Origin of the sequence: Sinorhizobium sp. KGO-5 (assembly GCF_036245905.1) — a bacterium.
In the GTDB taxonomy this organism is placed as follows: domain Bacteria; phylum Pseudomonadota; class Alphaproteobacteria; order Rhizobiales; family Rhizobiaceae; genus Sinorhizobium; species Sinorhizobium meliloti_A.
The window spans coordinates 436,752-455,716 of the sequence record NZ_BDIZ01000001.1 but is presented as its reverse complement, the minus strand read 5'-3'; the positions used below and the strand labels follow the sequence as shown (position 1 = coordinate 455,716).

Below are 18,965 nucleotides of genomic sequence, written 5' to 3'. Positions count from 1 at the left end.
CGGACATTTCTTGTCATATAGGACCGGACATGGCCCTTGCAAAGGTCAAAACCGTGACGTCTCCGGCGCCCGCACGCTTCAGCGCGCGTGTCGCAGCGGCAACGGTCGCGCCGGTCGTATAGACGTCGTCTACGAGAACGATGCGCTTGCCCGCGAGCTCCCGCTTCGCGCCTTCGGGGACTGCGAAGGCGCCGCGGACATTCTCCTCGCGTGCCCTGGCGCCAAGCCCGACCTGGCGGCTCGTGCGCTTGGTGCGGCGAAGGACCTCCGGTCGATAGGCTCTTGCGGAACGTTCGGCAATGACGCGTGCAAGCTCCGCCGCCTGATTGAACTTGCGCCTCCAGAGGCGGAGCGCATGGAGCGGAACCGGCACGATCATGTCCGCCGCTGCCACGGCACCGTCGCCGGCGCGGATCATCCACTCGGCCATCATGGGCGCAAGGTCGGTGCGATCACGGTATTTCAAGCCATGCACGAGATCGCGGACGATTCCTTCGTGAATGGCCACCGAGCGCAGCCTGTCGAAGACCGGAGGATTGGCGATGGCCTCGGGCGAAACCGCGCCCTCGCCAGGATCATAGGCGAAGGGCAAGCCCAGAACCTCGCAATAGGGCCGCTCGATGAGCGGCATGCCTGCCCAGCAGGAAGCGCAGACGGCATGGGCATGGCCGGTCAGCCGGCCGCATCCCGAGCAGACGGGCGGAAAGACGAGATCGACCGCCTGGGCCGCAATCCGGCGGAGCATGCCCGCCCAATCCATCGCCTGGTTTTCCTGCCCGCCCCGTTTCATGCGCTTGACTTGATTCGTGTTGCTGTCTGTCGCGTTAGACCCTAACTGAGCAGAGGACGAAGGGGGCAGCAAGTTTTAAAGCGTTGCCGCGGCCTCTGCGCGTCCGACAAGACACGCGGCGCTGTAGGGTTTCTGTCGCACCCCGCGATTTCGGAGAGACTGTCGTGGAAATCATCTTTGACCAGAGCCTCGTCGAGGCGCACCGCCGGCGCGCACTGCGCCAGGGCGACGAGAAGGCGGGCTTCCTGCTCGACATCGTCGCACAGGAACTTGCCGAGCGCGTAAGCGTCGTCGAACGGCAGTTCGAAACGGCCATGGAGCTGCACGGCTATACGGGTGCCGCCGCACGCAGCCTTTCCACGACCGGCAAGGTCGGCGCGATCGAGCGGGTGGAAACCGACAGCGCCTTCGGTTCGGTCGACGAGCCGGTGACGGAAGCACCTCTGGAGCGTATCCCGGCCGACCCGGCGTCGCTCAGTCTCCTCGTGTCGCCACTGTCGCTCCATCTTACCAACGATACGCCCGGCGTCTTCATCCAGGCGCGCCGCGTGCTGAAGCCCGACGGGTTGTTCCTTGCCGCTATACCCGGCAGTGGCACGCTGCAGGAACTGCGGGAGGCGCTTCTCGCAGCCGAGGCGGAACTGACGGGCGGGGCGAGCCCACGGGTAATCCCCTTCGCCGACGTGCGCGACATGGGAGCCCTTCTGCAGCGGGCGGGCTTTGCCCTGCCGGTGGCGGATACCGAGACGTACACCGTCCGCTACGATTCGGTCTTCGGCCTCATCCGCGACTTGCGCGCAATGGGCATGACGAACCCGCTGGCGTCGCGCAACCGCAAGCCGATGCCGCGGCGCTTCTTTCTCAGAGCCGCAGAAATCTACGCGCAGCGCTTCTCCGATCCGGACGGGCGCATCCGCGCGACCTTTTCGATCATTTATCTTTCGGGCTGGGCGCCGCACGAGAGTCAGCAGAAGCCGCTCAAACCCGGCTCGGCGAAGCAGAGATTGTCCGACGCGCTTGGCGCGAGCGAGCACAAACTCAAGGATGAAGGCGAGCCGTGATCTGAGCTCTTAGAGCAACCTCCAGGAAAAGTGCGTAACGCTTCCGTCCGGAAGTGCGTTGGATCAAATGGTTGGAGTGTTTCTATGAACACGTTGAAATGCTCTAGGTCCAGGCTGCCTCGATCGTGTTGGTGACGAAGCTCAGCATGCCGAGCAGTGCGCCGGAGAAATTCTGCAGGCCGATGAGAAGGCCGACCGAGATCAGCGCGGCCAGGAGTCCGTATTCAACCGCCGTAGCGCCGTCGCGGTCTCGAAACAGGCGTCTCAGCGTCTCCATTGGTCCTCCAGCCGCTCAGAGCACTTGCCGGAAAAGCGTATAACGGTTTCCGTCCGAAGTGCGTCGTTTCAAAAGGTCGAGGCGTTTCGGCGCTTCAACGCAAGCACGCAACGTTTCAACGGCAAACGAGGCGTCGCCTCGCCACAGGTCAACCGCAAGCGGTGCCTTTCGGCGCTCCGCTGCGATCAGCATCCACTCCTGCTGCCATCGGCGTCGATGATGCAGACGGCACCCGGCATCTCCTGAAGCACGCTGCGCCGAACGGTGTAGCGCTTGGCCGTACCGCCCGAGGGTATGGAGCCCGTCGAGATGTTGTCGTAGTCGATCGGCGTGTTCGCAAGCATTCGCTTGTCGCCCTTGGACGACAGCATCGGCGTCAGGATGAGCGTCAGCGCGATGACCGCCGTGCCGAACAGCAGCGACAGATTGAGCACGCCTGTCCGGCGGGACTGGCTCGTCACCAGATCCTTGTCCTGAACCGTCCTCCAGAAATCCTCGTCCACCATCCCAGCCTCATGCAACACGTAAAGAGCGGCGGGCGAAGCACCCTTCCCAAAGCCTCGTCCTGACCACACCTGCCCGAAAACGGCGCCGTCGAGGTGACGCGCGCCGGAACCGACCCCATCTTGCCCAAGGGTGATAAACGTTCGATTAACGAATTATCGAATTTCGCGGGATTGCGCACCAACAGCGGGGTTCTTGACGCTCCAACTTCGAAGCTACGCACGTCCGCACGGAAAGCCGTTACACACTTTTCCCGCAAGTGCTCTTAGAGCAAATCCATCAGGAACGGGATCAGCGGCTCGTCGGCGGGCGGCATGGCGTAGTCGCGCAACGCCTTCGGGCGCACCCACTTGATAGCTTGGCCTTCGCGGCCTTCGGCAAACCCCTCGTAGCGGCGGCAGATGTAAAGCGGCATCAGGAGGTGAAAGTCGTCGTAGCCGTGGCTCGCGAATGTGAGCGGCGCGAGGCAGGCGATTTTGGTGCGGATGCCGAGCTCCTCTTCGAGCTCGCGGATCAACGTCTCCTCCGGGGTCTCGCCACTCTCGACCTTACCGCCCGGGAACTCCCACAGGCCCGCGAGAGGCTTGCCTTCCGGGCGTTGCGCCAGCAGAACGCGTCCATCGGAATCGACGAGCGCGCAGGCGGCAACGAGCACGATCTTCCTACCCTGCATGTCCGTCAGACCTTCGGCGTTCGATAGAGATAGCGGTAGACCTCGGTGAAACCGGCCTTGCGATAGAGCTCGATCGCAGCCTGGTTGTCGGCCTCCACCTGCAACCAGGCCTTCTTTGCGCCCTTGAGACGTGCCCAACGGAGCGAGGCGTCGAGGAGAGCGCTGCCGACGCCGCGTCGGCGCACCGCTTCGGAAACCGCGAACTGCATGATCCCGGCAAGATCATTGTCGTGGACGACGAGCGACACCGCCGTCGGCCCGGTCTTACGGTCCTCGAACAGGAACAGGCCGCACTCGGGCTTGATGGCGTTGATGATCCCGGTCAGCGCCTGCTTGGCTTCCGGAGGATCCCCGCCGATCAGGATGCGGGCATCCACGAAACGGCCGATATCCTTGATCGGAAGATGGTCGATGCCTTCGCTGAAATCGCGATCCGCCAGGTCGAGCGTCAGGACCAGGCTGTGCGCGAACGACGTCCAGCCCTCGCCATCCATATGGTCGATCATCTTCGGCGGCGTAAGCGGCGTCTGACGAACCGTAAGGGGGCGCCCGGATTGCGCAAAAAGCCGGCGAGCCTTCTCCAGGCGGATGGCTATGTCGCGATAGTCGGACGGATCCAGCGGGTTGACGGAATTCAGGCGCTTGGAAGGGTGCCCCGCCGTCAGACGGATAAGCCAGCTGCCGTCATATTGCACCGACGAGGCCGGCCAGGCGCGAAAACCGACGGCCTCCAGACGCCGCACGCTCGGTAAATCGACCGCGACCGTTTCCCCGTTCCCCGCCCCGTTGCCGGGCGGCTCTCTGCCGTTCGTTGTCATGTCCATAGCCTTGAATGCTGCGGGGCCGGGAAGAGCGCGCGGCCGTCCGGCCGCAACCGCTCTCAACGCCTCAACCGTGTCAGCTTCTGTAATCGCCGTTGATTTCGACATATTCCTTGGTCAGGTCGCAGGTATAGACCGTGGCGCGGCCCGAACCCAGACCGATATCGACGCGGATCGGAATGGTCTCGCCCTGCATGACCGCAGTCGCGGCCGCTTCCGAATAGGCCGGATCGCGCTCGCCCTCGACTGCGACTCGGATATCGCCGAACCAGATCGCCAGCCGGTCGCGCTCGGCCATCTCTCCCGACTTGCCGACGGCCATGACGACGCGTCCCCAATTGGCGTCCTCGCCCGCAACCGCCGTTTTGACGAGCGGCGAATTGGCTATCGAAAGCGCGATGCGTTTGGCGGCGGCATCGTTTTCCGCGCCCTCGACCGTCACCTCGACCATCTTGCGCGCGCCCTCGCCGTCGCGCACGACCTGCAGCGCCAGATCACGCAGCAGATCGTCGAGCGCGGCACGGAACCCGTCGAGACGCGGGTCGGCCGCGTCCTCGACCTTAGCCTGGCCGTCGTCCGCCGCCGCACCGGTCGCAAACATCATCAGCGTGTCGGAGGTGGACGTGTCGCTGTCGACCGTCACCGAATTGAAGGTGGGTTCGACGCCTGCCTGAAGCAGTGCCTGAAGTGCCGCCGGCGCAATGTCCGCATCGGTGACGACGAAGGAGAGCATGGTTGCCATGTCGGGCGCGATCATCCCGGCGCCCTTGGCGATCCCGTTGATCGTGACCCTGACACCGCCGATCTCGGCGCTGCGGGTGGCAACCTTCGGATAGGTATCGGTCGTCATGATCGCTTTGGCCGCTTCGAACCAGAAGTCCTGGGTGGCGGACGCGGCAAGTTTATCCAGAACACCGGCGAACTTGGTGGCGTCGAGCGGCTCGCCGATGACGCCCGTCGACGCCAGGAAGACCTCCGCCTCGCTGCAGCCAACGGCCTTTGCCGCGGCCTCGGCCGTGAGCCTGGTCGCCTCCCGGCCCTTCTTGCCGGTGAACGCGTTGGCATTGCCGGAGTTGACGACGACGGCGCGCGCAATGCCGCCCGGCAGGTTCTGCCGGCAATGGTCGACCGGAGCTGAGGGGCACTTCGACCGCGTGAACACGCCGGCCACGGATGCCGGCCGGTCGAAGAGCATCATCAGCACGTCAGTCCGGTTCTTGTACTTGATCCCTGCGGCAGCGGTCGCCATGCGTACGCCGCGAAGGGCCGGCATTTCGGCAAAGGTTTTCGGAGCAAGCGGAGAGACGGAACCGGACATGGATTGAACCTGCTTTTCAGAAGCCTCGAACGTTGTGCGAAATGCCCGAACGGCATTCAGCCGTCGGGCATCCGGATCTTTGAAGGCGGAGCGGAGCAAATGCGAGCGACCTCAGCCTCCGCGCGGGGGCGCGCCTCCCTAAGAGGGCGCCCGGCCGTATTACTTGGTTTCCTGCGGCTTGCCGGCCTCGTCATAGGCCTTCTTGAGCGCCGGATCGGAGATTTCGACGGCAGTGCTCTCCTTGGCGGAATTCAGAAGCTCGAGGTACTTGTCGCGCATGACGAGCTGGCGAACCTGCGGCTCGACCTGTTCGAGCGTCGGCGGAGCCTGGGGACGCTTGTCCTCGATGAGGATCACATGGAAGCCGAACTGCGTCTTGACCGGTGTCTTCGTATAGGCGCCCTTTTCCAGCGCGAAGGCGGCCGTCTCGAATTCAGGTACCATGCGGCCCTTGGTGAAGTAGCCGAGATCGCCGCCCTCTTCTTTGTTCGGGTCGGTGGACTTGGCCTTGGCAAGGTCGGCGAAGTTCTTGCCCGCGTCGAGTTCCTTGATGACGTCCTTCGCCTCGTCTTCGGTCTTGACGAGGATATGGCGGGCCTTGACCTCTTCCTGCGGCGGAATTGCTGCGACTTCCTTGTCGTAGCGCGCCTTCACATCTTCCGCCGTTACGGCATCGACCACGTGCTTCTTGAAGAAGGCGTTGTGCAACTCGCGTTCGGTCAGGAATGCGACGCGCTGCTTGAACGCTTCGTCGTTCTGAAGCCCTTCCTTCTCGGCGTCCTTCAAAAGAAGCTTCACGTCGATGACGGCCGAAAGTGCTGCTGCGCGCTTCTGCTCGTCGGGCATCCGCTGGAGCTGCGGATCGAGGCTCGTGATTGCGAGATCAAGTTCCGACTGGTGGATTTCCTGGTCCCCGACTTTGGCAATGACCGGGTCGGTCCCTTCGGCGCGGGCGACACCCGCCGCGATCACCGCGACCAGTGCCGCCGCAAGGGTCTTGTATCTAGACATGTTTCTAACCTTTCACCATTGGCCGCCAGCGCGATTGCCTCCGGGCCCAGGGGCTGCACAACAACCAGAATGTGGCGGTTCTGTAGCCGTCCGGCCGTGCAAGTGCGTTGACATAATCCGACCCCCCTCTTATCTGTCACGCAACCTCGCGTCCAGAACAGTTTCCGGGCGTTTCGCGGCGTGACGTGGTTTTCGACCGCGCGCCTGAAACACCAGGCGACAAATAAGGAAAGGACCATTTGCATGGTCAGTCTCGGCGGCTTTGCCCGCAAGTTGTTTGGTTCCGCCAACGATCGCCGCGTCCGCGGCTACAAGGGCCGGGTGGACGCCATCAATGCTCTTGAAGCCGAAATGAAGGCGCTGAGCGACGAGGCCCTGGCGGCGAAGACGGCGGAATTTCGCAGTGAGCTCGCCGGCGGCAAGACCCTGGACGACATTCTCGTGCCGGCCTTTGCGGTCGTGCGCGAGGCTGCGCTCCGCGTCCTCGGGCTGCGCCCCTTCGACGTCCAGCTGATCGGCGGCATGATCCTGCATGAGCGGGCCATCGCGGAAATGAAGACCGGCGAAGGCAAGACGCTCGTCGCCACCCTGCCGGTCTATCTCAACGCGCTCGCCGGCAAGGGCGTGCATGTGGTCACCGTCAACGATTACCTCGCCCAGCGCGATGCGGGCATGATGGGCCGCATCTACGGCTTCCTCGGCATGACCACCGGCGTCATCGTCCACGGTCTCTCCGACGAACAGCGCCGCGACGCCTATGCCTGCGACGTCACCTATGCGACGAACAACGAGCTCGGCTTCGACTATCTGCGCGACAACATGAAGTACGAGCGCTCCCAGATGGTGCAGCGCGGCCACTTCTTCGCCATCGTCGACGAGGTCGACTCGATCCTGGTGGACGAGGCGCGCACCCCGCTGATCATCTCCGGCCCGCTCGACGACCGCTCCGATCTCTACAACACCATCAATGAGTTCATTCCGCGCCTGTCGCCGGAAGACTATGAAATCGACGAGAAGCAGCGCTCGGCCAATTTTTCGGAAGAAGGCACCGAGAAGCTCGAGAACATGCTGCGCGAGGCCGGCCTGCTGAAGGGCGAGTCGCTCTACGACATCGAGAACGTGGCGATCGTTCACCACGTCAACAACGCGCTCAAGGCCCACAAGCTCTTCACCCGCGACAAGGATTACATCGTACGCAACGGCGAGATCGTCATCATCGACGAGTTTACCGGCCGCATGATGCCCGGTCGCCGCTACTCCGAAGGCCAGCACCAGGCGCTCGAAGCCAAGGAGAAGGTGCAGATCCAGCCCGAGAACCAGACGCTCGCCTCGATCACCTTCCAGAACTATTTCCGCATGTACGACAAGCTTGCCGGCATGACCGGTACGGCTGCGACGGAAGCGGAGGAATTCGGCAACATCTACGGCCTCGAAGTTCTCGAGGTGCCGACCAACCTGCCGATCAAGCGCGTCGACGAGGACGACGAGGTCTACCGCACCGTCGGCGAAAAATTCAAGGCGATCATCGACGAGATCAAATCTGCACATGAGCGCGGCCAGCCGATGCTCGTCGGCACCACCTCCATCGAGAAATCCGAACTTCTCGCCGATATGCTGAAGAAGAGCGGCTTCTCCAAGTTCCAGGTGCTGAACGCCCGCTACCACGAGCAGGAAGCCTATATCGTCGCGCAGGCCGGCGTCCCCGGCGCGGTCACGATCGCCACCAACATGGCCGGCCGCGGCACCGACATCCAGCTCGGCGGCAACCCCGACATGCGTATCCAGCAGGAGCTGGCCGATGTCGAGCCCGGCCCGGAGCGCGAAGCGCGCGAAAAGGCGATCCGGGAAGAGGTTCAGAAGCTCAAGGAAAAGGCGCTCGCCGCCGGCGGGCTCTACGTTCTTGCCACCGAACGGCACGAAAGCCGCCGCATCGACAATCAGCTGCGTGGCCGCTCGGGCCGCCAGGGCGACCCGGGCCGCTCCAAGTTCTACCTGTCGCTTCAGGACGATCTGATGCGCATCTTCGGGTCCGACCGCATGGACGGAATGCTGCAGAAGCTCGGCCTGAAGGAAGGCGAGGCAATCGTCCATCCCTGGATCAACAAGGCGCTCGAACGCGCCCAGAAGAAGGTCGAGGCGCGCAACTTCGACATCCGCAAGAATCTCCTGAAATACGACGACGTGCTCAACGACCAGCGCAAGGTCATTTTCGAGCAGCGCATCGAACTGATGGACGCGGAGAGCGTCACCGATACGGTGACCGACATGCGCAACGAAGTGATCGAGGAAATCGTCGCCAAACGCATTCCGGAGCGGGCCTATGCCGAAAAATGGGATGCCGAGGGGCTGAAGGCCGACGTCCAGCAGTATTTTAATCTCGACCTGCCGATCGCCGAATGGGTCGCCGAAGAAGGCATCGCCGAGGACGATATCCGCGAGCGCATCACTGCCGCAGTGGACAAGGCGGCTGCCGAGCGCGCGGAGCGTTTCGGCCCCGAAATCATGCAATATGTCGAGCGCTCCGTCGTCCTCCAGACGCTCGATCATCTCTGGCGCGAGCATATCGTCAACCTCGACCACCTGCGGTCGGTCATCGGCTTCCGCGGCTACGCCCAGCGCGATCCGCTGCAGGAATACAAGTCCGAGGCTTTCGAGCTGTTCCAGGCGCTACTCGGTAATCTGCGTCAGGCGGTCACGGCACAGCTGATGCGCGTCGAGCTGGTCCGCGAGGCGCCCGAGGAACCGCAGCCGCTGCCACCGATGCAGGCGCACCACATCGATCCGCTGACCGGCGAGGACGACTTCGCGCAGGCCGGGGAGACGCTGCTGGCGGTCGCGCCTGCGAACCGCGATCCGGCCGACCCTTCAACCTGGGGCAAAGTCGCACGCAACGAAGCCTGCCCGTGCGGCTCGGGCAAGAAATACAAGCATTGCCACGGCATTTACGAAGCCTGACCCGCGGTGCTGCGCGTCCGGTCGGGCGCGCGAACGATTGTCTGCCTGCCACTGACACGGCAGGCAACTTACCTCACCTCAAGATGTGCATGGAGCCGTAGCATGGGAGCTCAAAAGTCCTCGGACAAGTAAGCCGCAACAACGCTTTTTCCTTGTTGTTGCGGCGTCTGTCGAGCCGACCCCCGTGCCGAAGGCAGACCGCCGCCGAATGTTCCTCATTTGAGCGGATGTCTTTCCATGCCTACAAAACCTCATGTCTGGCGCTATTCGCTGCCGGCAGCGCTGCTGCTGATGGCGCCCTTCGATATCCTCGCCTCCCTGGCCATGGATATCTATCTCCCGATCGTTCCGGCGATGCCCGGTATTCTCGGGACCAGTCCTGCCGTGGTCCAGCTCACGCTGAGCCTCTATATGGTGATGCTCGGCCTCGGCCAGATCGTCTTCGGGCCCGTCTCCGATCGCATCGGACGGCGGCCTGTCCTGATCGGCGGAGCGATGCTGTTCGCCGCGGCGTCGTTCTGCCTTGCGGCATCCTCCAGCGCCATACCATTCGTCGCCTTCCGCTTCCTGCAGGCGGTTGGCGCATCTGCGGCCCTGGTGGCCACCTTTGCGACGATCCGGGACGTCTATGCCGACCGCCCGGAAAGCGCGGTTATCTACAGCCTGTTCAGTTCCATTCTGGCATTCGTTCCCGCTCTGGGACCGATAGGCGGCGCCATGCTGGCGGAGAGGTTCGGATGGCGCTCGATCTTCGTTACGCTCGGTGCATTTGCCGTAATCGCGCTGGTGCAGGCACTGCCTCGCTGGCATGAAACCCGCCCTTCGGCGGCAGCGCTGCCGCGGCGCGCATTCGGGCCCCTTTTCCGCAGCCTCGCCTTCTGGACCTATACCCTCGGCTTCAGCGCCGCCATGGGCACGTTTTTCGTGTTCTTTTCCACCTCTCCGCGCGTTCTGATCGACAGGGCAGGATATTCGGAGCTGCAGTTCAGCCTCGCCTTTGCAACTGTAGCAATCGTGATGATCATCACGGCGCGCTTTGCCAGGCGGTTCGTCTCCCGATGGGGAACTTCGGGCAGCCTCCTGCGGGGCATGTGCATGTTGCTTCTCGGAGCGGCGCTCCTGGCCGCCGGGCAGAGCTTCGGCACCCTTTCGTCCTGGACGTTCGTCGCGTCGATGTGGGTCATGGCGGTCGGCATCGTCTTCACCGGATCGGTAACTGCAAACGGCGCGCTCGAAGGGTTCGGATACATGGCGGGTTCGGCGGTCGCAGTCTATTTCTGCGTCCAAAGCCTCATCGTCGGGACGGCGGGGACACTGCTCGTGATCGGACTGCCGGGCGACAGCGCGTGGCCGCTCGTGGTCTATGCCTCGACAATGGCCGGTGTCGTGCTGATCGCGCGCCGGCAGTTGCTGTCCAGGAGGCACGCCCGGGCATGATTGAAGAGGAAGTCGGGCAAAAGCCCGGCTTCCTCGCCCTCAAGCGAGGGTGCTGAACCCTTTGTTAACGCTGATCTGACAGAAGTGAAGCCCAGTATTGCGTAATGTCAGGGTGTCCTCGTGTTCATGGCGGTATGTCAATCGGCCGGACGAATGCTGCCGTCGGCGCTGAGATATCGCCTGCCTCTTCTCTTGCACGGCCTCGCGTCGCTTCTTGCGGGGGACGATCCCAGGAACCGTGCACAGCGCGTGGCGCTCATCGCCTTTCTGATCCGTATCGTCAGCGCAGCCATCGCCTTCGTCTCGCAAATCGTCCTTGCGCGCCTCGTCGGCGAGTTCGAATACGGCATCTTCATTTTCGTCTGGGTGCTGGTCGTCCTCTTCGGAAACCTGTCCTGCCTCGGTTTCCATGCGACCGTGATCCGCTTTCTGCCGGAATACCATACGACCGCGGCGCTTGCGAACATCCGCGGTCTGACCACGACGGCGCGGGTCTTTGCGATGCTTTCCGCGACCGTTCTCGCCGCAGTCGGCGGAGCCGGCCTCTGGCTCTTCGGCTCCGCCATCGAAAGTTACTATGTGATTCCCCTCTATCTCGGCCTGTTCACTCTGCCGATGATCGCGCTCGGCGACGTACTGGACGGCACCGCGCGGGCGCATAGCTGGCCCATCGTCGCGATGAGCCCGACCTATCTCGTGCGGCCGCTGCTGATCCTCGGTTTCATGGTCATCGCGATCGCTGCCGGGCTTCCGCGCGATGCGACGACAGCCATGGGCGCTGCGCTGGGGGCGGCCTATGTCACCACGCTCGGACAATTCGTGACGATGGCATGGCGGCTCCGCCGCCATTACGTGCGCGGGCCGATGAAGATCGAGCTCGGGCGGTGGCTCAGCGTCTCCCTTCCCATTTTTCTGGTCGACGGTTTCGGGTTCCTGCTCACCAATTCCGACGTCGTCATTGTGGGCCTCTATCTGAAACCCGACGATGTGGCGGTTTATTTTGCGGCGGCCAAGACCATGGCGCTCGTCCATTTCGTGATGTTCGCCGTCAAGGCGGCAGCAGGTCCGCGTTTCTCTGCGGCAATGGCCGCAGGCGATCGCCGGCAGCTGGCGGAAATCGCCGTCGAAAGCGCGCGCTGGTCCTTCTGGCCATCCCTGGTGATCGGCGGCTGCGTACTCGCAGCCGGCAACATCCTGCTTTCGCTGTTTGGCCCGGCGTTCACGGCGGGCGCCCCCTTGATGGCGATCCTGCTGACGGGAATTCTCGCCAAGGCCTTTGTCGGACCCGCCGAAACGCTGCTCACGATGGCGGGGCGGCAAAAGCTCTGCGTCCTGCTCTATGCGGCAGCGCTCGGAGTCAACATCGCCTTGAACGTGACACTCATCCCGGTCTTCGGCCTGACGGGCGCAGCTGCCGCCACTGCCGGCGCGATGTTCGTGGAGGCAGCCATCCTGCATTTCGCCGTAAGGCGCACTTTCGGCTTTCCCCTGCTGGCTGTTGCCGGCGCGGGGACGATGAACAACAAGAACGAGGCGATTTGAGCCATGATCGGCAATGTCCTTCCCGCAGACGTGAACGGCAGCGCCAACCGCCTGCTTGGCAGCCTCGCGCAATCCGGTCCCGATACGTTGCAGTCCGAGCGGACATTGATGGTCGGAAGGCCCGGACGGCACCTCGCGGTCTATCCGGCGAGAGCGGGATACGACCTGCAGCGGGAGCTCGACTTTCTCTCCAATCGCGCCATCGAGCAGAACGTCTTCTTTACCGGGCGCTTTCTCGCGCCGGCCATGCCGCGCCTCGAGGACCGGGTGATCCGGCTTGCGGTCATCCGCGACCAAAGCGAGCAGAGAAGCCGAATCCGCTTTCTCATGCCGTTCTCGATAGAGAAGCCGGGTTTTTCGATCGGCGCGACCATTATTCGCGCCTGGTCCAATCCATTCGGGCCGCTGGGCACGCCCCTCCTCGACGCGGAGGACGCGGCCGAAACGATCAGCAATCTTTACGAGGCGCTGGCCGCACCTTCCGCCGGCCTGCCGCCGGTGCTCGTCTTTCCGGACATCAGGTTGAACGGCAAATTTGCGCAGCTTGCCCGTGCCGTTGCGATCGGCGAAAACCTGCCGCTGACGGTGACGGATACATTCAGCCGGCCGATGCTCGAAAGCCTGCTGGACGGCCCCACCTATTTGCGCGAGGCCGTGAGCCCCCAGCGCCTGAGGGAGCTGAAGCGGCAATGGAACAATCTCGCGAGGCAGGGGTCGCTGGCCTACAATGTCGCGCGCCGACCCGATGAGATCCGCCTGCGCATGGAGGAGTTCCTGGTCCTCGAAGCGTCCGGCTGGAAAGGCCGCGAACGCAGCGCCATGATCATGGACCGGTTCCGCGCCGCTTTCGCGAGGGAAGCGGTAAACAATCTGGCCGAGGCCGACAGCGTCCGCATTCACACGCTCGATCTTGACGGCAAGGCGATCGCGACCATCGTCGTTCTGCTGATGGCCGGCGAAGCCTATGCCTGGAAGACCGCCTATGACGAGCGCTATGCGAAATACTCTCCGGGCAAGCTGCTTGTCGCGGAGCTCACGGAATGGCATCTCGACGATGCCAATATCATCCGCTCCGACTCCTGCGCCGTGCCCGATCATCCGGTGATGAGCCGCCTGTGGCAGGAGCGAGAGGAAATGGGCACGCTCGTGATCGGGCTGGCACAGAACCGCGACCGCGACGTGCGTCAGGTCGCCGCGCAGCTCCACCTTTATCGCAATACCCGAAACATGGCCCGGCTGCTGCGTGAAAAGATCCGGGCGCTGGCAGGCCGCTGATCTTTCAGCCGAACATCAGCCGCCGGACACGGCGCGCGCCTCTGCCGCCGCCTTCTCCCGCAGAAGCCGGCGGATCACCTTGCCCGAGGTGGTCAAAGGCAGGCTGTCGACGAAAGCGATCTCGCGCGGATATTCATGCATCGACAGCCTGTTCTTCACCCAGTCGCGGATCCCTGCCGCGGTCTCGTCGCCGGCAGAGACGCCGGGTTTCAGCACGACATAGGCCTTGACGATCTCGGTCCGGAGCGGGTCCGGTTTGCCGACTGCCGCGGCGAGCTGCACGTCCGGATGCCCGGCGAGACAATCCTCGATCTCGCCCGGGCCGATGCGATAGCCTGACGACGTGATGACGTCGTCGTCACGTCCGAAAAAGGTGAAATAGCCCTCTTCGTCCATGGCGCCCTGGTCCCCGGTCGTCATCCAGTCGCCGATGAACTTGGACTCGGTCGCCTCTTCGTTGCGCCAGTAGCCGAGGAACATCACCGGATCGGGACGCCTGATCGCCACCTGCCCGACCGCGCCGGGCGGCAGAACCCGCCCCTCGCCGTCGATGATCGCGACCTGATGACCCGGTGCCGCCTTGCCCATGGAGCCGGGCTTCGCCACGCCGAGATCGGTCGCAGAGGAGATGACGATATTGCATTCCGTCTGGCCGTAGAATTCGCTCACCTCGACGCCGAGCGCCGCCCTTGCCCATTCGAAGGTCTCCCGCCCGAGCGCCTCGCCGGCCGAACCGACGGTGCGCAGCTTGAGCGCGTAGCGATCGCGCGGCCGCTCGACGGATTTGAGGAGCCTGAGCGCCGTCGGCGGGATGAAGGCGTTGCGCACCTCCATTTCCTCCATGATCCGGAACGCGGTATGCGCATCGAATTTCTGCGCCGGCGAGGACACCACGGGCACGCCGAAGAAAAGCGACGGCAGCAGAGCGTTCAGGAGACCGCCCGCCCAGGCCCAGTCGGCAGGCGTCCACATCCGGTCGCCAGGCTGCGGCAGGAAGTGGTGATGGAACTGGAATCCCGGCAAATGGCCGAGCAGCACGCGATGGCCATGCAGGGCTCCCTTCGGCGGCCCGGTGGTCCCCGAAGTGTAGATCATCAGAGCGGGATCGTCCGGCTTCGTTTCCGCGGGATCGAATCGGCCCTCCCGGGCCACGAGTTCACCGAACCGCACGGTGCCGGATTCGTGCTGTTCGTCGGCAAGCACCACCAGGCGCAAATCCGGCAGCTCTTCCCGGATCGCCGTTAGCCGCTCATGGCCGAAGCGATTGGTGACGATCGCTGCCGCACCCGCATCCTTCAGCCGGTAGGCAAGCGCCTCGGCGCCGAAAAGCAGAGCAAGCGGCAGCGCGATGCCGCCCAGCTTGTAGATTGCCGCATGGGCTATCGCCGCCTCGAACCCCTGCGGCAGCAGGATGGCAACGCGATCGCCGGGCTTCACCCCATGTGCGGCAAGTCCGCCGGCAAAAGCGGACGAACGGGCGGCAAAGGCGCCATAGGTCAACGCAAGATGCGCCCCGTCCGAGCTGAAATGCTGGAGACAGACGCGCCCCGGCTCCCGCGCGCCCCAGGCATCGCTGACGGCTACGCCGATGTTGAAGGTATCGGGTATCCGCCAGCGGAATTCGCCGTAGAGTTCGTCATAGTCTTCGATCTTCGGGAGCATGAGCTTGCTGCAGCTGGGTTTTGCTGCAATGCAGCTAGCATTTGAGCGCGGGGGAATTCAATGGTGGTGCCCACCGTGGGCGCGGATTTTGGGGAGAGGCGAACGCACCGGGGTCGGTGCGTTCTTTCCGGTTCGATCGGCCATCGACGCTATTGCTCGATGCCGCGGTCTTTGAACGATTGATCGATCGCCTTGTCCACTTTGGCCCGCACACCTTCGAGGTTGAAGCTGGCTCCGCGTTGGCTAGGCGGATATTTGATGAAGCTCTCCAGGAACGCTGCAGCCTTCAATTGACCCTTCACCAGCAGGAAATCGTTTCTTACAAGCCAGTCGTTGTATTGATCGGACACCAGGTCCGCACGCTCATAGGGGTCCATTCGAAGGTTGAACAGCTTGGGCACGCGCCAGGTCACAAGCGGCGTTTGCCAGACGGCGAATCCTCCGCCGGCAGTTTGTTCATGAAAAACCACCTTCCAATCGTCGTAGCGTGTGGCCACCAGGTTGGCGTCGTCATCGAAATAGAAAAATTCGGAACGGGCACTCTTGTCCGACTTGCCGGTAAGGTAGTCCAGCTGGTTGTAGCCATCGAGATGGTTCTTGAACGTCGTCGTGCTCCCCTCGGGCTTCCAGCCGTTCAGCAGACGGGTCTTGATGTCTGGGTCACCCGCCGCCGCCAAAAGCGTCGGGAACCAGTCCAGGCCGGAGACGATCTGATTGGAGACCTGACCTGCCTTGATCTTCCCGGGCCAGCGGACCATTGCCGGTACCCGGAAGGCACCTTCCCAGTTTGTGTCTTTCTCGCTGCGGAACGGGGTCGATGCGGCATCTGGCCATGACCATTGGTTCGGACCATTATCGGTCGTGTAGACGACGATCGTGTTGTCCGTGATGCCGAGATCGTCCAACGCCTTGAGCAGATCGCCGACGTCGCCGTCATGCTCGATCATCCCGTCGGCATATTCATTGCCGGGCATGCCGCTCTGGCCGCGCATGGATTCGCGGACATGGGTGAAGGCATGCATGCGTGTCGTGTTCATCCAGGTGAAGAAGGGCTTGCCTTGCTTGACCTGCCTCCGGATGAAATCGATCGCGGCGGCGGTCGTTTCGTCGTCGATGGTTCCATGCGCTTGCGATTGAGCGCGCCGGTGTCTTCGATCTTCCCGTCGGCCGACGATTTCACCACGCCGCGGGGATTGTACACCTTCAGGAATTCTTCATCGTCCTTCGGCCACGCTGCTGCTTCCGGCTCCTCTTCCGCATTGAGGTGATAGAGATTACCGAAAAATTCATCGAAGCCATGGTTCGTCGGCAGGAACTCGTCCCTGTCGCCCAAGTGGTTTTTGCCAAACTGGCCGGTCGAATAACCCAGCGGCTTTAAGGCCTGGGCTATGGTGATGTCACCGGCCTGGAGCCCTACGGGCGCTCCGGGTGCACCGACCTTGCAGAGACCCGTGCGCAGGCAGGCCTGGCCGGTAATGAAGGTCGACCGGCCCGCCGTGCAGCTATTCTCGCCGTAGTAATCGGTGAAGCGCAGGCCTTCCTCAGCAATGCGGTCGATATTCGGTGTCCTGTAGCCCACGATGCCATCCGCATAGGCGCTGATGTTCGTCAAACCGATGTCGTCTCCGAAGATTACCAAAATATTTGGCTTGTCTGGTGGGGTTGCGGGTGTCGCTTGCTGCGCATGGGCGACGGAGATAACCGTCAGTCCCACTGTGATGCCGGCTGCAGCTGAAAAAAGTCGATCAAGTAGCGATCTAGTCATGACACTTCCTCGATATGAAGCTCTAGGCTTGCTGATGTCCGACTTGCGCTTGCCCGGTATTTACGCGCCGTGAGACGCCGACGCAGTACCCGGACCGAGTACCGGGAGACGTGAAACTGCGACCCGGATAAGCCCCCTCCGCCGCGTGTGCTCGAGGTGGAGGTTGATCGTAAAAATACAACCGAAGTTAGTATTCGCAACCCTCGTGCAGGTGCCTCTTCGACTGTTTTCAAAAGTATCGCAGACATACAGGCCCGCCGGCGCAGCTATTGGTCGCGTCGAGAACCGAGGACTACTCCGGCGGAATAGACGGAAAACAGATCAGAATAAGATGAAGTTTTGCGAATGGCGCGAGGACTATCAGACGCCAGAAGATAAAAGCGCAATGAAACCAACACTATAAAGTAGTTGTGGTGCCCCATGCCGGAGTCGAACCAGCACTCCTTTCGGAACTCGATTTTGAGTCGAGCGCGTCTACCAATTCCGCCAATGGGGCTAGAGGCATGCGTGATATCAGCGCTTGCGATTTACACGATCGATTTCGGGCCGGTCAACCGCGAAGTTGCGAATTTTGCCGATCGTGTGAATTTGGCGGAGTGCTCCCACGAAAAGTGCCGCCGGCTGCTCCATACGATCACAAAAGCGTGCAGGCGGCCGAACATGCGACCCGATTTACAGAGCCGGCGATCCTGCCTAAGAAGGCGGCGTTCGATTTCACTGGCGCCCGGGCGGCATGTTCGCCGCTCCGCGCGCCGAGGGGTGTGCATGTTTGCAGATTCGTTCGCTCAGCGCCGGCAACTCATTTGCGCCGTACTCGTCACCATCGGCATGGCGGCGACCGTCGGCGGTGCGCTCGGCTTCGAGCATATCGGCGGCTATATCCCCTGCGCGCTGTGCCTGCTTCAGCGCGATCCCTATTATTACGGCATTCCGCTCGGAGTTCTCGCCATCGCAACCAGCGTGCTGAAGCTGCCCGGCTGGACCACCCGCACGCTGCTCCTCGGCGTCGGCATACTGATGCTGGTCGGTGCGGGCCTCGGTGTGTACCATGCGGGCGCCGAGTGGCACTTCTGGGAAGGCCCCTCGACCTGCGCCACCACGGCGCAAGGCATTTCTTCCGATGTCGGCGACCTGCTCGGCGATCTGGATGCGAAGCACGCGCCCTCCTGCACGGATGCGGCGCTGCGCGTGCTCGGGCTTTCTTTCGCAGGCTGGAACGTCATCGCGAGCCTGATCCTCGCGGCGATCGCGCTGCGTGGTGCCTTGAAGGCGTCAGCTCAGGGTCGGGCGTCTTAACCTTACGGCTGCAGCTCGACATCCCAGTAGAGATAATCCATCCAGCTGTCATGCAGGTGGTTGGGCGGGAAAAGCCGGCCGTTATTGTGCAGATCCTGAACCGTCGGGTGATAGGGCTTCTGGTGCGGGAACATGCCGGCCTGCTTCGGCAGCTTGCTGCCCTTGCGCAAGTTGCAGGGAGAACAGGCGGCGACGACGTTTTCCCAGGTGGTCTGGCCGCCATGCGCACGCGGGACCACGTGATCGAAGGTCAGGTCGTCCGGCGAGCCGCAATACTGGCACTCGAATTTGTCCCGCAGGAATACGTTGAACCGGGTGAAGGCCGGGTGGCGTGACGGCTGGACATAGCTCTTCAGACAGACGACGCTCGGCAGCCGCATCGAGAAACTCGGCGACGAGACGGAGTGTTCGTATTCGGCGAGGATAGTCACACGGTCGAGAAAGACCGCCTTGATCGCGTCCTGCCAGGACCAGAGCGACAAGGGATAATAACTCAGCGGCCTATAGTCGGCGTTCAACACGAGCGCCGGCAGGGCCTGAGGTGAGACTGCAATCGTCAAGCGTATTCTCCTGAGCGA

Annotated in this window: 16 protein-coding genes, 1 tRNA gene and 1 pseudogene; 6 read left to right on the top strand and 12 right to left on the bottom strand. The window is 62.9% G+C overall.

Going from position 1 to position 18,965, the window contains the following annotated elements; genetic code table 11:
* Nucleotides 1-13: 13 nt before the first annotated feature.
* Nucleotides 14-760 (bottom strand): ComF family protein, encoded by a 747-nt coding sequence (locus BHD07_RS02100; protein ID WP_338279295.1) that lies wholly within the window; start codon nucleotides 758-760, stop codon nucleotides 14-16.
* Nucleotides 761-954: 194 nt separating this feature from the next.
* Here BHD07_RS02100 and BHD07_RS02095 point away from each other — a divergent pair, with 194 nt between their 5' ends.
* Nucleotides 955-1,851 (top strand): methyltransferase domain-containing protein, encoded by an 897-nt coding sequence (locus BHD07_RS02095; RefSeq protein ID WP_338277402.1) that lies wholly within the window; start codon nucleotides 955-957, stop codon nucleotides 1,849-1,851.
* 103 nt (nucleotides 1,852-1,954) lie between these two features.
* Here BHD07_RS02095 and BHD07_RS02090 read toward each other — a convergent pair whose 3' ends face one another.
* The 7 genes from BHD07_RS02090 to BHD07_RS02060 form a co-directional block, all read right to left on the bottom strand.
* Nucleotides 1,955-2,128 carry a Flp family type IVb pilin gene (locus BHD07_RS02090; protein ID WP_338277400.1) on the bottom strand — a complete coding sequence of 58 codons (174 nt, stop codon included), beginning with the start codon at nucleotides 2,126-2,128 and terminating at the stop codon, nucleotides 1,955-1,957.
* A gap of 15 nt (nucleotides 2,129-2,143) precedes the next feature.
* Nucleotides 2,144-2,320: a hypothetical protein gene (locus BHD07_RS02085; RefSeq protein ID WP_018096956.1), complete on the bottom strand. Its 177-nt coding sequence runs from the start codon at nucleotides 2,318-2,320 to the stop codon at nucleotides 2,144-2,146.
* Nucleotides 2,314-2,634: a hypothetical protein gene (locus tag BHD07_RS02080; protein WP_018096955.1), complete on the bottom strand. Its 321-nt coding sequence runs from the start codon at nucleotides 2,632-2,634 to the stop codon at nucleotides 2,314-2,316. Before BHD07_RS02080 ends, BHD07_RS02085 begins: the two co-directional genes overlap by 7 nt.
* Before the next feature lie 263 nt (nucleotides 2,635-2,897).
* Nucleotides 2,898-3,305: a (deoxy)nucleoside triphosphate pyrophosphohydrolase gene (locus BHD07_RS02075; protein ID WP_338277397.1), complete on the bottom strand. Its 408-nt coding sequence runs from the start codon at nucleotides 3,303-3,305 to the stop codon at nucleotides 2,898-2,900.
* A 5-nt stretch (nucleotides 3,306-3,310) separates the two neighbouring features.
* Nucleotides 3,311-4,129 (bottom strand): GNAT family N-acetyltransferase, encoded by an 819-nt coding sequence (locus BHD07_RS02070; protein WP_198516872.1) that lies wholly within the window; start codon nucleotides 4,127-4,129, stop codon nucleotides 3,311-3,313.
* A gap of 73 nt (nucleotides 4,130-4,202) precedes the next feature.
* Nucleotides 4,203-5,444, bottom strand: a complete 1,242-nt coding sequence (argJ, locus tag BHD07_RS02065) for a bifunctional glutamate N-acetyltransferase/amino-acid acetyltransferase ArgJ (protein WP_275599900.1) — start codon at nucleotides 5,442-5,444, stop codon at nucleotides 4,203-4,205.
* 159 nt (nucleotides 5,445-5,603) lie between these two features.
* A complete protein-coding gene (locus tag BHD07_RS02060; RefSeq protein WP_338277392.1) occupies nucleotides 5,604-6,455 on the bottom strand; it encodes a peptidylprolyl isomerase in 852 nt (283 codons plus the stop codon).
* Between the two features lie 243 nt (nucleotides 6,456-6,698).
* On the opposite strand from BHD07_RS02060, the gene secA reads away from it, so the two are divergent.
* The 4 genes from secA (at nucleotide 6,699) to BHD07_RS02040 (ending at nucleotide 13,664) form a co-directional block, all read left to right on the top strand.
* Complete coding sequence (gene secA, locus BHD07_RS02055; RefSeq protein ID WP_127708895.1) at nucleotides 6,699-9,410, top strand: preprotein translocase subunit SecA; 2,712 nt, start codon at nucleotides 6,699-6,701, stop codon at nucleotides 9,408-9,410.
* 237 nt (nucleotides 9,411-9,647) lie between these two features.
* Entirely contained in the window at nucleotides 9,648-10,847 is a 1,200-nt protein-coding gene (gene cml, locus BHD07_RS02050; RefSeq protein ID WP_338277388.1) for a CmlA/FloR family chloramphenicol efflux MFS transporter, read from the top strand.
* A 153-nt stretch (nucleotides 10,848-11,000) separates the two neighbouring features.
* Complete coding sequence (locus BHD07_RS02045; RefSeq protein WP_338277386.1) at nucleotides 11,001-12,389, top strand: lipopolysaccharide biosynthesis protein; 1,389 nt, start codon at nucleotides 11,001-11,003, stop codon at nucleotides 12,387-12,389.
* Nucleotides 12,390-12,392: 3 nt separating this feature from the next.
* The gene (locus tag BHD07_RS02040) at nucleotides 12,393-13,664 is read left to right on the top strand and encodes a GNAT family N-acetyltransferase (protein ID WP_338277384.1); all 1,272 of its coding nucleotides are present in this window, start codon (nucleotides 12,393-12,395) and stop codon (nucleotides 13,662-13,664) included.
* 15 nt (nucleotides 13,665-13,679) lie between these two features.
* On the opposite strand, the gene BHD07_RS02035 is transcribed toward BHD07_RS02040, so the two are convergent.
* The 3 genes and pseudogenes from BHD07_RS02035 to BHD07_RS02025 form a co-directional block, all read right to left on the bottom strand.
* Nucleotides 13,680-15,326, bottom strand: coding sequence for an AMP-binding protein (locus tag BHD07_RS02035; protein WP_338277383.1), 1,647 nt, complete (start codon nucleotides 15,324-15,326; stop codon nucleotides 13,680-13,682).
* Nucleotides 15,327-15,475: 149 nt separating this feature from the next.
* Nucleotides 15,476-17,091, bottom strand: a pseudogene (locus BHD07_RS02030) (arylsulfatase).
* Between the two features lie 411 nt (nucleotides 17,092-17,502).
* A tRNA-Leu gene (locus BHD07_RS02025) sits at nucleotides 17,503-17,587 on the bottom strand.
* 269 nt (nucleotides 17,588-17,856) lie between these two features.
* On the opposite strand from BHD07_RS02025, the gene BHD07_RS02020 reads away from it, so the two are divergent.
* Nucleotides 17,857-18,387, top strand: a complete 531-nt coding sequence (locus tag BHD07_RS02020) for a disulfide bond formation protein B (RefSeq protein ID WP_338277381.1) — start codon at nucleotides 17,857-17,859, stop codon at nucleotides 18,385-18,387.
* Nucleotides 18,388-18,389: 2 nt separating this feature from the next.
* Here the strand turns inward: BHD07_RS02020 and BHD07_RS02015 are convergent, their stop codons facing one another.
* Entirely contained in the window at nucleotides 18,390-18,947 is a 558-nt protein-coding gene (locus BHD07_RS02015) for an HNH endonuclease (RefSeq protein WP_003533486.1), read from the bottom strand.
* Nucleotides 18,948-18,965: the final 18 nt, after the last annotated feature.

Bases quoted from the DNA above. Each gene is read 5' to 3' on its own strand.
- BHD07_RS02100 (WP_338279295.1), bottom strand. From the start codon at position 760: ATGGATTGGGCGGGCATGCTCCGCCGGATTGCGGCCCAGGCGGTCGAT.
- BHD07_RS02090 (WP_338277400.1), bottom strand. From the start codon at position 2,128: ATGGAGACGCTGAGACGCCTGTTTCGAGACCGCGACGGCGCTACGGCG.
- BHD07_RS02085 (WP_018096956.1), bottom strand. From the start codon at position 2,320: ATGCTGATCGCAGCGGAGCGCCGAAAGGCACCGCTTGCGGTTGACCTG.
- BHD07_RS02080 (WP_018096955.1), bottom strand. From the start codon at position 2,634: ATGGTGGACGAGGATTTCTGGAGGACGGTTCAGGACAAGGATCTGGTG.
- BHD07_RS02075 (WP_338277397.1), bottom strand. From the start codon at position 3,305: ATGCAGGGTAGGAAGATCGTGCTCGTTGCCGCCTGCGCGCTCGTCGAT.
- BHD07_RS02070 (WP_198516872.1), bottom strand. From the start codon at position 4,129: ATGGACATGACAACGAACGGCAGAGAGCCGCCCGGCAACGGGGCGGGG.
- argJ (WP_275599900.1), bottom strand. From the start codon at position 5,444: ATGTCCGGTTCCGTCTCTCCGCTTGCTCCGAAAACCTTTGCCGAAATG.
- BHD07_RS02060 (WP_338277392.1), bottom strand. From the start codon at position 6,455: ATGTCTAGATACAAGACCCTTGCGGCGGCACTGGTCGCGGTGATCGCG.
- secA (WP_127708895.1), top strand. From the start codon at position 6,699: ATGGTCAGTCTCGGCGGCTTTGCCCGCAAGTTGTTTGGTTCCGCCAAC.
- cml (WP_338277388.1), top strand. From the start codon at position 9,648: ATGCCTACAAAACCTCATGTCTGGCGCTATTCGCTGCCGGCAGCGCTG.
- BHD07_RS02045 (WP_338277386.1), top strand. From the start codon at position 11,001: ATGCTGCCGTCGGCGCTGAGATATCGCCTGCCTCTTCTCTTGCACGGC.
- BHD07_RS02040 (WP_338277384.1), top strand. From the start codon at position 12,393: ATGATCGGCAATGTCCTTCCCGCAGACGTGAACGGCAGCGCCAACCGC.
- BHD07_RS02035 (WP_338277383.1), bottom strand. From the start codon at position 15,326: ATGCTCCCGAAGATCGAAGACTATGACGAACTCTACGGCGAATTCCGC.
- BHD07_RS02020 (WP_338277381.1), top strand. From the start codon at position 17,857: ATGTTTGCAGATTCGTTCGCTCAGCGCCGGCAACTCATTTGCGCCGTA.